This is a genomic window from Streptomyces mirabilis, assembly GCF_039503195.1.
Lineage (GTDB): Bacteria > Actinomycetota > Actinomycetes > Streptomycetales > Streptomycetaceae > Streptomyces > Streptomyces mirabilis_D.
In genome coordinates this window covers 7,822,857-7,837,003 of record NZ_JBCJKP010000001.1, presented here as the reverse complement: position 1 = coordinate 7,837,003, position 14,147 = coordinate 7,822,857, and the positions used below count along the sequence as shown (strand labels likewise).

Below are 14,147 nucleotides of genomic sequence, written 5' to 3'. Positions count from 1 at the left end.
GACGTACGTCGATGACACGAAAGAGGACGAGGCGGGTACGTAGGTTTCCATGACACCTGAGCGTCCCGAACGGGAGAACCCTGCCCCGGTGGTACCCGCCGCGCCCACCGCCACCTACCGGCTGCAGCTGCAGCCGGAGTTCCCCTTCGGGGCCGCCGCGGCCGCCGTGCCGTACCTGGCCTCGCTCGGCGTCTCCCATCTGCACCTGTCCCCCGTCCTGGAGTCGGTCCCCGGCTCGACGCACGGCTACGACGTGGTGGACCACGCGCGTGTACGGGGTGAACTGGGCGGCGAGGAGGGGCTGCGCGCCCTCGCCCGCACGGCACGGGAACACGGCCTCGGCCTGGTCGTGGACATCGTGCCGAACCACATGGCGATGGCCCCCCGCCACAACCACGCCCTGTGGGAGGTACTGCGCGAGGGCCCCGAGTCGCCGTACGCGCGCTGGTTCGACATCGACTGGGACGCCGGCGGCGGCCGGCTGCTGCTGCCGGTGCTCGGGGGCCGGCTCGGCGTGGAAATCGACCACCTCAAGGTGGACGGCGACGTACTGCGCTACTACGACCACGTGTTTCCGCTGCGCGAGGGCACCGCGGGCCTGCCGCTGCCGGAGCTCCTCGACGCCCAGTGGTACCGCCCGGCCTGGTGGCGACTGGCCCGCACCGACCTCAACTACCGTCGCTTCTTCAGCATTTCGGAGCTCATCGGCGTGCGCGTCGAGGACCCGGAGGTGTTCGCGGCGACCCACGCGAAGATCCTGGAGCTCCTCGACGAGGGAGTGGTCGAGGGACTGCGCATCGACCACCCCGACGGCCTGGCGGACCCCGACGCCTATCTGCGCCGCCTCCACGAGGCGACCGGCGGGCGCTGGACGGTGGTCGAGAAGATCCTCGCGGACGGCGAGCCGCTGCCCGCCGCCTGGCCCGTCGCGGGCACCACGGGCTACGACGCCCTGCGGCACGTCGACGGCCTCTTCACGGACCCGGCGGGCGCGGGGGAACTCCTCGGCCAGTACCGGCGGTTCGCGGCCCCCCAGGCCGATCGGGGCGGCAGCTGGGAGGCGACGGTGCGCCGGGCGGCGTACAAGGTGATCACGCACGAGCTGGCCACGGAGTTCGACCGCCTCACGCGCGTGGCGAGCCGACTGTGCGCCAACTCCCCCGACCCGGAACCGCGCGACCACGCCCCGTGGGCCCTGGGCACCGCGCTGCGGGAGCTCCTGGTGCGCGTCGAGGTGTACCGGCCGTATCCGTCCACGGACGCCTCCCTCGTCGTGACGGAGGAGGCCGCCGAGGAGGCCCGGGCGGTCTTCACGGTGCCGGAGGAGGCGCACGCCGTGGACGTCGTGCGGGACCTGCTGCTCGGGCGGGCCGGTGACGGACCCGAGCACGCGGAGTTCAGGGCCCGGTTCGCGCAGACCTCGTCCGCGCTGCGGGCGAAGTCCGTGGAGGACACCGCGTTCTACCGCTATGTGCCCCTGCTGTCGGCCAACGAGGTGGGCGGCAACCCGGGCGCTCCGGCCGTGTCCCCGGAGGACTTCCACGCCTACTGCGCGCGCGTGCAGCGCGACTGGCCCGCCACCGGCACCGCCCTGTCCACGCACGACACCAAACGCAGCGCCGATGTCCGCGCCGCCCTCTCGGTGCTCACCCAGTGCCCCGAGCGGTGGGCGGACGTGCTGGCCGAGGTGACCCGCGAGGGGACGACGGGCGTACCCGACCCGCAGCCTGCGTGGGCCGCGTGGCAGACGGTGTTCGGGCTGGGTCCGGCCGACGCGGAACGCGTCCAGGGGGCACTGCTCAAGCACGTCCGGGAAGCAGGGCTGCACACCTCCTGGACCGAGCAGAACCCCGCGTACGAGGAGTCGGTGGCGTCCTTCGTCGCGGCGGGCCCCTGCGGGCCGCCCGGGCGGCACGTGGCCGACTTCCGGGCCTCGCTCGCCCCGCACGTCCGGGCGAACGTCCTGGGGGCCGCTCTGGTCCAGCTGACGATGCCCGGGGTGCCCGACGTCTACCAGGGCACCGAGGGCGAGTACCTGGCGCTGGTGGACCCGGACAACCGGGAGCCGTTCGCGCCCCCGGAGCACGCCTCGGCGAAGGCCGCGCTCACCACGGCGGCGCTGCGGCTGCGCGGGCGGCGTCCCGAGGTCTTCGGCGACGCGGCGACGTACGTACCGCTGACGGCGGAGGGGCCGGGCGCCGCGCACTGCACGGCGTTCGTCCGCTCCGGGGAGGTGATTTCCGCCGTCACCCGGCTTTCGCTGCGCCTGGCGGAGGAGGGCGGCTGGCGCGACACCCGGCTCGCGCTCCCGGAGGGGCGGTGGACGGACGTGCTCGACCCGGAGCGGGAATTCACGGGGCACACACGTGTGGCGGAGCTTTTCGAGCCGTCGCCGGTGGTCCTTCTGGAGCGGGTCAGCGCAGACGGACCAGCAGGTTCCGGGGAGAGCGGCTGATCAGGCCCTCCACGACGGGGCGAAAACCCGGGGACCTGCGCAGCTCCGGGAGGGCGGCGAACAGGGCGCGCAGGCCGTGTTCCGCGGTGAGCCGGGCGAGCAGCGCGCCCGGGCAGAAGTGGCGTCCGGAACCGTACGCGAGCTGCCCGGGGTCGGGCCGGAAGACGTCGTAGCGGTCCGGGTCGGCGAACCGGGCCGGGTCGCGGCCCGCGGCGCCCAGCAGACAGGCCACGGTGGCGCCCACGGGTACCGCGCCGACCGGCTCGACGGCCCGGCGCAGCACGATGTGCAGCGGGGGATCGCGGCGCAGCGACTCGGCCCAGGCCCCGGCCGTCAGCTCGGGGCGTGCGCGAACCAGCGCCAGCTGGCCGGGGTGGTCGAGGAGGTTGGCGAGGAACGACGCCAGCGCGTGCGCGGTCGCCTCGCCGCCCGCGCCGAGGAGCGTCCCCGCGATCCCCGCCACCGACTCGTCGGACAGCGGGCACCCGTCCGCCCGCGCCGTGCACAGCGCGGAGAGCAGATCGTCGCCCGGGTGGGCGCGCCGACGGGCGATGTACGGGAGCAGGAAGGCGTCGAGCTCGGGGTGGTGGCCGCCGAGGTGGTCGAGGCCCGTGCGGCACCAGGCGTGCACGCGCGCGGTGTCCTCGTACGGCAGCCCGAGCGCGGCGACGGCCGCCGCGGTGGGCAGCCAGTGGCAGAACTCGGCGACGAGGTCGGCCTCCCGGCGGTCGGCGAGGCGGCGGGCGAGGACGTACGCCGTCCGTTCGACCCCGGCGGTCAGCGCGGTCAGGGCGTGCCCGCGGAACGCCGGTGAGACGAGCGCCCGGTGCGCGCTGTGCGTGCCGCCCTCCAGGTGGGCCAGGGTGCGTCCGGGCGGCGCCGCGACGAGCCGGGGGTCGGCGAGGGCGGCGCGTACATCGGCGTAGCGGCTGACCAACCACGCGCCGAACGGCCGGTCGTACACGAGCGGGAACTTCTGGCGCAGGGTGCGGTACAGGGGGTACGGGTCGCGTTCGATGCCGGGGGTGAGCAGGCTCGGGGGGTCGGGCAGCCGTCGTACGACGGGCGGTCGTGTCGAGGTCGCGAGCGGCGTGACGGGGGCGACGGGGGCGACGGGGGCGACGGGGGCGACGGGGGCGACGGGGGCGACGGGGGCGACGGGGGCGACCGTAGCGGTGGGCGCGATCGAAGTGCCTTCTGCGGGAAGGCCATGAGGACACAACACCGCGGGCCTCCCACCTCGGGTCTGCGCGCCGAGGAGCGGCACGTGGTTGTTCCCAGCGGACCACCGCGGCCCCCGGACCGCAGTCCTCGTACGCCCGGACGGGTGACACCGAGGCTCGACCCTCGCACCGGCTCGCGACCGCGCACGCTCCCAGGGCTCGCACCGGACGGACGGACGGTGCGTGGGGTGGGCGACGACGAGCGGGCCGCGCCGGGACTCCCGAGGTCGGCCCCGGCCCTCGGACCTGCACGAGCGGCGCCGCGTGCGCCCCTTCCGGCGCCGCCCGGCCGTCCTGGCGGAGATCAATGCCACCAGGCGCTCCGGGGCGCCGCCGCGCCGTCTCCTTGACAGTTCCCCCAGACCGTGGAGTACTGCGGAAAGCGACGCAGGGCGGACAAGTCGGGGGTGAGTCTCCTGCCGGAGTTGCGCTACCCCAGTGTGACCGAAATCGTCTCGTCCGCTCGGACGTTGGCGGCTCACCGTCCCGGGCTGTGCGCCCTCAGACAGATCGGCGTCTCGCGCGCGGGCAGGCCCCTCCATCTGCTGTCCGTCGGTCACGCCGAGCGCGCGGTCCTCGTCGTGGCGGGCGCCCACGCGAACGAGCCGACCGGCGGCTCTACGCTCCAGGCCCTGGCCGAACGTGTACTCCGCGAGCGGGAGTTGCGGGCCGACACCTCCTGGCACTTCCTCCTGTGCGCGGACCCGGACGGCGCGAGCCTCCATGTGACACCGGCCCCGCGCACCCTGTTCGACTATCACCTCGGGTTCTTCCGTCCGGCCGGCCCCGAGCAGCCCGAGTGGTCGCCCTCCGTCCTGCCGCCGGACCGGCTGCCCCCGGAGACCCGCGCCCTCACCCGGGTCATCGACGAGCTGCGGCCCTACCTCCAGGTGACCCTGCACGGCACCGATCTCGGCGGCAGCTGGGTGCAGCTGACCAAGGACATCCCGGGCCTCGCCGAACCCTTCGCCAAGTCCGCGGCGGAACTGCACATCCCGGTGGAGATGGGCGCCTCCGACGCCGCCGGCTGGCCCGCTTCCGGACCCGGGGTGCATGTGATGCCGGCGCCGGGCTCGGACGCGGCGTACCCGAGCATGCCCGACGACGCCCGGCACAGCACCTGGTACCACATTCACCGGTACGGCGGTCTGACCGCGGTCGTCGAGGTGCCGATGTGGGCCAGCGACCTCGTGGACGACCCGGCGCCGCATCCCGCACCGGATGCGGCGATGCGACGCCTGGCACACCGGCTGCTGCGCGACGCGCTCCAGGTGCAGACGGTGCTCACGGAGGTCCTGCCGAGACTCCCCGGCCCCGACGGGCCCCTCCTGCGCGCCGCGAAGTGGGCGCTGGAGCTGGTGCCGGGCCTCGCCCACGACTGGGTGCGGACGCCGCCCGCCGATCCGACGATGGCATACGTCGGCAGTGTCGACGCGTTCGGGCGCCGGCTCCCCTTGCGGGCCGCCGCGATGCTGTTGCGGGTCCTCCAGGAGGCCGACGACCGGGCGGCGCCGCGCCTCGAGCGCCTGGTCGCCGCGTGGAGCGACGCCTTCGCCGAACGCTTCCGGGCCCGCTGGGTTCCCCTGGAGCACCAGGTCGAGCACCAGTCCCGCACGGTGGTCGCGGCGGCGCGGCATGCCCGGGACGGCGCGGCTTGACGCCTGACGAATGACGAATGACGAATATCAGATGTCAGATGTCAGATGTCAGATGACAGATGACAGATGACAGATGACAGATATCGTCATCTGTCATCCGACGTCACCTCAGCCCGACCACGCAAACACCGCCCCCGTCCCAGCCCCCATCACGCACGAGTTCGAGAATGTGTGCGAGTACGTCACCTGCCGCCCCTCCCACTCCCCGCGCGCGGAGGCGGTGACCGGGCCGTAGATCATCGAGCAGATGGTGTCGGGCCTGGGCGGGATCCGGGAGATGTCTCCCCCGGCGGTGGCGAGTTCGGCGCAGGCCTCGGCCGCGCGGGCGTGGCCCTGGGGCGGGTCGCAGCGCAGGAGCGTGCCGCGGATGCTGCTGGTGTGGGCGTCACCGGTGGTGAGGGTGAGGTAGAGCCAGTTGCCGGGGATCGCCTGATGGGGCGTCGCCCGGGCCGGGGTCGCGCCCAGGGTGAGCAGAGCGACGGTCGCGAGGAGGGCGTTGCGTACCGCGTGGATGTTTCTCGTCATTCCCGGTGCATCGGCAGCGCGGCCTGCGCACCCCACCCCGTCTCACCCGAATGGGAGCGCACAGGCGCGTACCGCCCGGCGAGTTCGAACGCGGCGATCACCACGCGCGCCTGGTACTCGACCTGGCGGGCGACCGGGATCCAGCGCGCCCCGCAGCCCTCGCGGTAGTCGGCGCACCATGCGTCGATCAGCCGGTCGAGCTCCGGCAGCGCCCCGCTCGGGTCATGCCCGGAGCCGGTCACGAGCTGGTGCAGCAGCCCGGCCGTACGCAGGGCGACCCGGCGTCCGGCGAGGCGCAGGGCGGTCAGACGGGCCGTGTCGAGCGGTGGCAGGGGGCGCGCCCCGGCGTCGTGCACGTCGGGGTCCCAGGAGTCGGCGAGGCCGGGGCCGACGAGTAAATAGTCGTCGACGGGTGCGAGGAGGCAGGCCGCGTCCGGGGTGGTGTCGAGGCCGGGCCGGATCCGCCCGAGGATGCCTTCCAGGAGCCGTGTGTCGTGGCGCAGCGTGTGGCTGATGGACCGCAGCACGGCGTCGGCGTCGGTGGGCCGGGAGGCGTCCTCCACGGCCGCCACACCCCACATGGGGGCCTCGACGACGGCCGTGACGGTGCCGTAGCGGTGCGGGTGGAACCAGGTGGACTCGACGGCGGCCTCGGTGATGGCGGCGGCCAGGTCGCCGGGGTGCGGCGGCGGGATGCGGTAGACGGCGGGGCCGAGCCTCGGCCAGTACAGGGTGTCGTAGGGCCCTAGTTCGCGCGGGATGCCGAGGCGGGCCGCGGTGTGGGCGACGCGCTGGGCGAGGCCGGGCAGTTCGCGGGTCAGTTCGACGAAGGCGCCGCCGACGTCGACGCCGTGCAGGGAGCACTGGAAGACCGGCCGCAGTTCGTCCTGGAGGTCGAGGAGGGCGCGGGTCTCGGGGAGGGTGACGCCCGCCGCGCCCTCGGGCAGCCACTCGGGCTGTTCGAGGAAGCCGGGGCGAAAGAAGTTCCGGAAGTAGTGGCCGAGGGTGTAGGGGCCGGACAGCCAGGCCTCGTTGCGGCGGGCACCGTCGGGGTCGAGGCAGAGCAGCAGGTTCCAGGTGGCGTCGGCGCCCTCGCGGAGCCGGGGGTCGGCGAGCACCCGTTCGGCCAGGCGCAGGGCCGTGGCACCACCCACGGGTTCGTTGGCGTGGGGTCCGGCGACGACGAGGGCCTGGCGGCCGCCGTGTCCGACGGACAGCAGCCACAGCGGGGCGCCCGCCCGTGACGTGCCCACGCGGCGCAGTCGGGCGTCGCGCGGCCGACGGGCGACGAGCGCGGCCGCACGGGCGCCCAGCTCGTCCACGGTCGGGTAGCGGAGGAGTGGCGGCAGGGCACACCTCCACAAATGTGGTGCCGTCGATTCACCTGATGTACATGGCGTACGCACAGTCAGTCACGGCTGTGGAGGTACGTCAACACCGTCGAACGTAAGGGAATTTAAGGAAATCACTGAGTGAAACCGAGGCCAATGCTCATGCGGGTGCGGGTCGGTCGCTCAGGAGGACGAGAGGCGGAAGGACATGCGTCCGAAGCTGATCTGGTCGCCCTCTTTGACGACGGCGGCGCTGATCACCCGCCGTCCGTTGACGGTCGTCCCGTTGGTCGAGCCGAGGTCGCGCAGCACCCACAGGCCGCCCTGGCGGCTCAGTTCGGCGTGGACGCGGGAGACCGTCTCGTGGTTGAGCCGCAGTCCGCTCGCGGGGTCGCGGCCGATCCGCAGGGGGTAGTTGTTGCCCGGGTGGGGCAGCAGCAGTTTGGGGAGCCGCTCGGCCTGCCAGGCCCTGCGCAGCCGTACGGTGAAGCCGGAGATCGCCTCGACGGTGCCGAACACCAGTTTCGACCAGCGTCCCTCGGTGGGCAGGTCGGCGATGAGCACGGCGAGTTCGTCGGAGCGGCGGGCGGCGAGCGCCAGTTCCATCCGGCGGACGAACGTGTCGTGCGAGAGGCGCCCGAGGGCGACGCCGTCACTGAGCGCCTTCAGCGCCCGGTCGCGCTCCGCGTCGGACAGCCGCGCGGGGTACGTGTGGAACTCGAAAGACGACGTCACGGAGGTGATTGTCGGTCAGTAGGAGCGGGGTGTCCAGAAGACCCGGAAAAGGCCGCTGGCCGCCGACAGGTGGGTCCCACGCGTCCATCACGTGGCAAACACGCGGCAAAAGGGTGGATTCGAAAGCGAATTGATCTCGTGTGAAGCACCATGGACGTGCTACGTCACAACATGTTGCGTCACTCACGTCGCGCTCTGTCACGAAGAGCGGACAACGGACAACCGGCAACGGGCAGCGGACAACAGAGAGCGGACAAGGGGGAACCGTCTGTGCGGTTCGAGGTGTGGGCACCGGAGGCCGACCGGATGACGCTCCACTGCGCGGGCGCCACGCACGCGCTGGAGCGCGATCCGGAGCGCGCCGGATGGTGGACGGGCGACGCGGACGCGCAGGACGGCACGCGGTACGGCTTCGCGGTGGACGACGGTCCCGTGCTGCCCGATCCTCGTTCGCGGCGGCAGCCGGACGGCCCGGACGGACTGAGCGCGGTGGTCGACCAGGCCCGGTACGCGTGGCGCACGGAGTGGGCGGGGAGCCCGCTGCCGGGCGCGGTCCTCTACGAGCTGCACGTGGGGACGTACACCCCCGAAGGAACGCTCGACGCGGCCGCCGGACGTCTGGAGCACCTCGCGGAACTGGGTGTCACCCACGTCGAGTTGATGCCGCTGTGTCCGTTCCCCGGGCGGCACGGCTGGGGGTACGAGGGGGTCTCCCTGTGGGCCGTGCACGAGCCCTACGGGGGCCCGGAGGCGCTGAAGCGTTTTGTCGACCGGGCGCACGAACTCGGCCTGGGTGTGGTCCTCGACGTCGTGCACAACCACCTCGGCCCGTCCGGGAACCACCTCCCCGCGTTCGGGCCGTACTTCACGGACACCCATCAGACGCCCTGGGGCTCCGCGGTGAACCTGGACGCACCGGGTTCGGACGAGGTGCGCGCGTATCTCGTCGACAGCGCCCTGGCCTGGCTGCGGGACTTCCGGCTGGACGGGCTGCGACTGGACGCGGTGCACGCGTTGCGGGACACCCGCGCGGTGCACTTCCTGGAGGAGTTGTCGACGGCCGTGGACGCCCTCGCCGACGACCTGGGCCGGCCGCTGTTCCTGATCGCGGAGTCGGATCTGAACGACCCGCGGCTCGTCACCGCGCGCGCGGGGGGCGGTCTGGGACTGCACGCGCAGTGGAACGACGACTTCCACCACGCGCTGCACACCGCGCTGACCGGTGAGGGACAGGCCTACTACGCGGACTTCGCGCGGTCCCCGTTCGCGGCGCTCGCGAAGACGCTGACGTCCGGCTTCTTCCACGACGGTACGTACTCGAGCTTCCGCGGCCGCCGCCACGGCCGCCCCCTGGAGCGTACGCGCGTCTCGGCTCACCGGCTGCTCGGCTACTCCCAGACCCACGACCAGATCGGCAACCGTGCCCAGGGGGACCGGCTGTCCGCGTCCCTCTCCCCCGGCCTGCTGGCCTGCGCGGCCGCGCTGACGCTCACCGGACCCTTCACCCCGATGCTGTTCATGGGCGAGGAGTGGGCGGCCGGCACCCCGTGGCAGTTCTTCACCGACCACACCGATCCCGAGCTCGCACAGGCCGTACGGCGGGGCAGGCGGCGGGAGTTCGCGGCCCACGGCTGGGCCGAGGAGGACGTCCCCGACCCGCAGGACCCGGCGACCCGCGACCGCTCCTGCCTGGACTGGTCGGAGCCCGAGAAGGCACTCCACGCGCGTGTGCTGGCCTGGTACCGCGACCTGATCGCCCTGCGCCGGCATCAGCCCGACCTCGCGGACCCCGATCTCGCCGCCGTCAAGGTCGCCTACGACGACCAGGCCCGCTGGCTGGCCCTGCGGCGCGGGGACGTACGGGTGGCGGTGAACCTCGGCAAGGAGGCCGCCGCGATCCCGCTGGGGCTGCGCCACGCGCGCGTGCTGGCCGCCTGGGAACCGGTCGAGGTGCCGGACGCGAACCGGGTGTTGAGCGTGCCCGGCGAGTCGTGTGTGGTGCTGACGCAGGCGTGAGCGCCTGGCGGCTTCGCGCGGCCGGGCTCAGCCGTCGCCCGGCAGTTCCGTGACCCGTTCGAGGAGGATCGGCTCCCAGGCGCGTCCCAGTTGGGTCCGCAGCAGCGGGAGCGGGCCTTCGCCGCGGCCCCGCAGGCGCTCGGCCAGGCGGATCACCGTGTCGCAGCGGGACAGCCACAGGCCGCGCAGACAGGGGCGGGCCCCGTAGTCGGCGAGGGTGGCGGCGCGTACGGCGGCGGGCGCCCCGACGGCGATCGCGAGCCCGGCGATGTCCTCGGCGGGGTCCCCGAGGATCGCGTCGGCCCAGCCGAGGACGCCGCGCACGCGCCCGTCGGCGCTCACCACGAGGTGTTCACCCTTGAGGTCGTGGTGGACGAGGACGGCGGCCGCGGTCTGCGCGGCCAGCTGGACGGCGGCGGGCTGGGTGAGCTGGGCGAGGCGTCCGGGGTCGAACTCGTCGGCGGCGGCGAGCCCCTCGGCAGCCCGCTCCGCGGCCGTCCGCAGCTCCTCCAGGGAGCGGGGCGCGGCCCGTGGCACCCCGAGCGCCTCGGCCTGCCGTACGGGCACCTCGCGCAGCCCCGTGAGCAGTCCCGCGAGGTCCGCCTCCCCGACCGCGGAGACGTCCTGCGCCTCACCCGAGCGGCCGGGAAGCCGGGTGTCCAGGGTGTAGGTCAGGCCGCCCGCCCAGTCACCGTGCGCGACGCTGGTCGGCACCGCGACCCCGACGAGCGGGCGGACCAGGTCGCGCAGCCGCAGCTCGCGCCGCCGGCGCACGGCGGTCTCGCGGTCCAGGGCGAGCCGCAGCACATGACGGGTGCCGACCCACCAGGTGGAGTGCTCACCGCCCTCGGTGACGGGCCGGACGTCGGGTCCCGCGCCCGCCACCTCGCTGTCGGCGAGCAGCGAACGGACCAGTCGACGGACGGTGTCCGCGGTCGGTGTCGGTGCCTGGGTCATGGTCGCGCCGTTGCCGTCGGGGGCCTTGGACTGCCGGGAGGCCCTGGGGAGTGCTCCTGGTGACCGGTCAGTCGACGATCGCCATCTCGCGGGACGTGGTGTTGAGGCGCCATCCGCCCTCCTCGGTCACCGTGACGATGTCCTCGATGCGTACCCCGAAGCGGCCGGGCAGATAGATGCCGGGCTCCACGGAGAAGCACATCCCGGGCACGAGGGGCAGTTCCTCGCCCTCGATCATGTACGGCGGTTCGTGGGTGGTGACGCCGATGCCGTGCCCGGTGCGGTGGATGAAGAACTCGCCGTATCCCGCCTCGGTGATGACGGCGCGGGCCGCCCGGTCGACGTCCTGGCAGGCGGCCCCCGGCCGGACCGCCGCGACGCCCGCCTCCTGGGCGGCGCGCACGACGTCGTGCACCCGGCGCTCCTCGAGGTCCGGCTCGCCGACGTGGACCGTGCGGGAGGTGTCGGAGCCGTAGCCGTGCTTGAGACCGCCGAAGTCGAGGACGACCATGTCGCCGCGCTCGATGACGCGCTCGCCCGCCTCGTGGTGCGGGTTGGCGCCGTTCGGGCCCGAGGCGACGATGGTGAAGTCGACCTGGGAGTGCCCGAAATGCCGCAGCAGCGCGTCGAGGTCGGCGGCGACGTCCGCCTCCCTGCGCCCCGCGAAGGGCACCTTCCGGATCTCCTCGTACGCGGCGTCCGCGGCCGCCCCGGCCTCCGCCAACCGCGCCACCTCCGCCGCGTCCTTGACCGCCCGCAGCATCGGCAGGGCTTCGGTGAGTGCCACGTACCGCGTGTCCGGCAGCCGCCGCTGGAGGCCGAGCAGATGCAGGGCCCAGGAGTTGTCGCTGACGCCGAAGCGGCCCTCGCTCCCGACCAAGGACGCGGCCGCCTCGTACGGGTCCCTGCCGTCGGTCCAGTCGCGCAGGGTCAGCATGGGGGCCGCCGCCGCCGCGTCCGGGGCCTCCAGGGTCGGCACGACCAGCACGGGGTCCTGCCCGGCCCTGAGCACCAGCAGGGTGAGGCGTTCGGTCTCCACGGGCCGGTAGCCGGTCAGCCACACCAGATCGGGCCCGGGGGCGATCAGGACGCCGTCGAGTCCCGCGTCCGCGGCGGCCTCGGCCGCGCGCCGCATACGGGCCCCGTAATCACCGGCGGTGAAGGGCGCGGGGTCACCGGCGGTGAAGGGCGCGGGCGTGCCGGTCATCCATGCCTCCGTCTGTCCGGAGCTTCCCAGGGGCTACGGGCAGCATCCTGCCCGTTCGCCGATGCGGACGCGAGCCGGTTGCGGCCATGGCGTCGATCCGGGAGCTCAACTAACGGTTGGTCGTCGCCGGTGCATTAGTGCTAATGGTTTGATGCGGATGTTCCATTAACTTCCAGGAGCGGCCCCAGGCCATGCTCGTACTGGCACCCATCAGCGATCTGCATCTCGACGGCACCCGGCGCGCGACGGAGCGGACCGAGCGGGTACGGGAGCTACCGGGTGGACGCCCTGCTGGTGACCGGCGACATCGCGGACCACGGCACGGAGGCGGAGTACGAGGAGGCGGCGCGTCTGTTCGGGCGGCGCGACGGGGAGCCCCCTTTCCCCGTACTCACCTGCCCGGGCAACCACGACAGCCGAGCGCCCTACCGCAAGGCCCTGCTCGGGCAGCCCGCGTCGGAGGGGCCGGTCAACAGCGTCCACGTCTTCGACGACGCCGCCGTCCTGATGGGCGACTCCAGCATCCCGGGCCAGGACGAAGGAGAGCTGGACCGGGAGACGTACACCCGGATCGAGACAACGCTCGACGAACTCGACGGCACCGTTACGGCGTTGCTCGCCTTCCACCATCCGCCGGTGGCGCTGCACCATCCTCCCCCACTGTCTTAAGGGCAATGCCGTTGCTTTTGGGGTGTGCGTGGTGTTGAGCCATGCGTGTTGGTGTCGCGTCTGGAGCGGCTGGGGTTGGGCATCCTGACTCGGTCGTGTCCTGCTGAGCTGGTGGACCGGGTCGTTGCCGAGGCTGGGTGTGCGGAGAAACGCCGACGTGTGCTGTCGGCCCGGTTCACGGTGTACTTCGTGCTCGCACTGTGCCTGTTTCCGCAGGCCGACTACCTGGAGGTCCTGCGGCTGGTGAAGGCCGGCGAACCGACGCTTCGGCCTTGGGCGGGGGTGAACAAGTCATCTCTGACGCGTGCGAGGCAGAGGCTGGGCTGGCCGGTCATGCGAGAGCTGTTCCGGGCCGTGGCCCGACCGTTGGGCCACAGGACGGAACTCTTCCACGGGCTACGGGTCCTGGCCCTGGACGGAATGCTGCTGGCCGTCCCCGACTCGCCCGGCAACCGGGAAACGTTCGGCAAGTCCGGCTCGCAACGCAGTCCGATGGGCTATCCGCAGGCCCGGGTGGTCGCGGTGTCGGAGTGCTCGTCGCACGCGGTACTGGACGCGGTGATCGGCGGCTGGAAGGACTCCGAGCGGATCGTGTCCGACGAACTGGAAGCCCATATCGGGGCCGGGACACTGGTCTTGGCCGACCGCGGACTTTGGGGCCTGGCCCGCTGGCACCGCTTTCGCGACCGGGGCGCCCACCTGCTGTGGAGGATCGAGCGGCGGGCCGCCCGCAGGGTCCAGGACGTCCTGCCGGACGGAAGTTACCTGGCCCGGATCCAGGCGAACAAGCACGCCAAGGCTGCCGGAACCGTCAAAGCTCCACCAGCTCTGGTGAGAGTGATTGAGTACCGCGTCGACGGCCAGGCGGACGTGATCCGGCTTGTCACCAGCCTGACGGACCATGAGGAGTATCCGGCCGCCGAACTCGCCACCCTGTATGCCCGGCGCTGGGAGATCGAGATCGTCTTCGACGAGATCAAGACTCACCAGCGCGGCAGACCGGTCCTGCGATCGCAGACTCCGGACGGGGTCAGGCAGGAGATCTATGCCCACCTGATCGTCCACCACGCGACCCGCGACCTGCTCAACGAGGTGGCCCGGATCGCGCAGACTTCCGCCGATCGGACATCGTTTACCCGGGCCCTGCATGTGGTCCGCCGCTCGGTGATCGCGCCGTGCGGCTTTTCCCCCCTCAGCCCGAAATCACGACCGTCTGCTCGGCCTTGCCGAGATCCGCTGGTCTCTCCTGCCACGACGACGCTCACGCGACTGCCCCCGCAAACTGAAGTCGTCGATCACCCCGTTCAGCAGCAAGGCCCCCGACGAACCTGCTAGCCACCGCCGCCCATCAGCCGTCATCACGGTGAACCA

At 72.8% G+C, this 14,147-nt stretch carries 10 protein-coding genes and 1 pseudogene; 5 read left to right on the top strand and 6 right to left on the bottom strand.

The window, feature by feature from the left end; all coding sequences use genetic code 11:
* Window positions 1–49: 49 nt before the first annotated feature.
* Window positions 50–2,455 (top strand): malto-oligosyltrehalose synthase, encoded by a 2,406-nt coding sequence (gene treY, locus AAFF41_RS35680; protein ID WP_343325228.1) that lies wholly within the window; start codon window positions 50–52, stop codon window positions 2,453–2,455.
* On the opposite strand, the gene AAFF41_RS35675 is transcribed toward treY, so the two are convergent.
* Window positions 2,415–3,680: a cytochrome P450 gene (locus AAFF41_RS35675; protein ID WP_343325227.1), complete on the bottom strand. Its 1,266-nt coding sequence runs from the start codon at window positions 3,678–3,680 to the stop codon at window positions 2,415–2,417. The genes treY and AAFF41_RS35675 overlap by 41 nt on opposite strands.
* A gap of 405 nt (window positions 3,681–4,085) precedes the next feature.
* Between AAFF41_RS35675 and AAFF41_RS35670 the strand changes: the two genes are divergently transcribed.
* Complete coding sequence (locus AAFF41_RS35670) at window positions 4,086–5,336, top strand: M14 family zinc carboxypeptidase (RefSeq protein WP_319751031.1); 1,251 nt, start codon at window positions 4,086–4,088, stop codon at window positions 5,334–5,336.
* Between the two features lie 108 nt (window positions 5,337–5,444).
* Here AAFF41_RS35670 and AAFF41_RS35665 read toward each other — a convergent pair whose 3' ends face one another.
* From AAFF41_RS35665 to AAFF41_RS35655, 3 genes are all read right to left on the bottom strand, one after another.
* Window positions 5,445–5,861 (bottom strand): SSI family serine proteinase inhibitor, encoded by a 417-nt coding sequence (locus tag AAFF41_RS35665; protein ID WP_343325226.1) that lies wholly within the window; start codon window positions 5,859–5,861, stop codon window positions 5,445–5,447.
* On the bottom strand, window positions 5,858–7,225 hold the full coding sequence (locus tag AAFF41_RS35660; protein ID WP_319751033.1) for a M14 family zinc carboxypeptidase: 1,368 nt from the start codon (window positions 7,223–7,225) through the stop codon (window positions 5,858–5,860). Before AAFF41_RS35660 ends, AAFF41_RS35665 begins: the two co-directional genes overlap by 4 nt.
* 150 nt (window positions 7,226–7,375) lie before the next feature.
* A complete protein-coding gene (locus AAFF41_RS35655) occupies window positions 7,376–7,927 on the bottom strand; it encodes an FHA domain-containing protein (protein ID WP_054236796.1) in 552 nt (183 codons plus the stop codon).
* 270 nt (window positions 7,928–8,197) lie between these two features.
* Here AAFF41_RS35655 and treZ point away from each other — a divergent pair, with 270 nt between their 5' ends.
* Entirely contained in the window at window positions 8,198–9,943 is a 1,746-nt protein-coding gene (gene treZ, locus AAFF41_RS35650) for a malto-oligosyltrehalose trehalohydrolase (RefSeq protein WP_343325225.1), read from the top strand.
* 27 nt (window positions 9,944–9,970) lie between these two features.
* Here treZ and AAFF41_RS35645 read toward each other — a convergent pair whose 3' ends face one another.
* A complete protein-coding gene (locus tag AAFF41_RS35645) occupies window positions 9,971–10,900 on the bottom strand; it encodes an aminoglycoside phosphotransferase family protein (protein ID WP_343325224.1) in 930 nt (309 codons plus the stop codon).
* Between the two features lie 67 nt (window positions 10,901–10,967).
* Window positions 10,968–12,107, bottom strand: a complete 1,140-nt coding sequence (locus AAFF41_RS35640; protein WP_343325223.1) for an aminopeptidase P family protein — start codon at window positions 12,105–12,107, stop codon at window positions 10,968–10,970.
* A gap of 191 nt (window positions 12,108–12,298) precedes the next feature.
* On the opposite strand from AAFF41_RS35640, the pseudogene AAFF41_RS35635 reads away from it, so the two are divergent.
* Both AAFF41_RS35635 and AAFF41_RS35630 read left to right on the top strand, forming a co-directional pair.
* Window positions 12,299–12,767, top strand: a pseudogene (locus tag AAFF41_RS35635) (metallophosphoesterase); the annotation flags it as partial.
* A gap of 60 nt (window positions 12,768–12,827) precedes the next feature.
* On the top strand, window positions 12,828–14,111 hold the full coding sequence (locus AAFF41_RS35630; protein WP_343324438.1) for an IS4 family transposase: 1,284 nt from the start codon (window positions 12,828–12,830) through the stop codon (window positions 14,109–14,111).
* Window positions 14,112–14,147 lie beyond the last annotated feature (36 nt).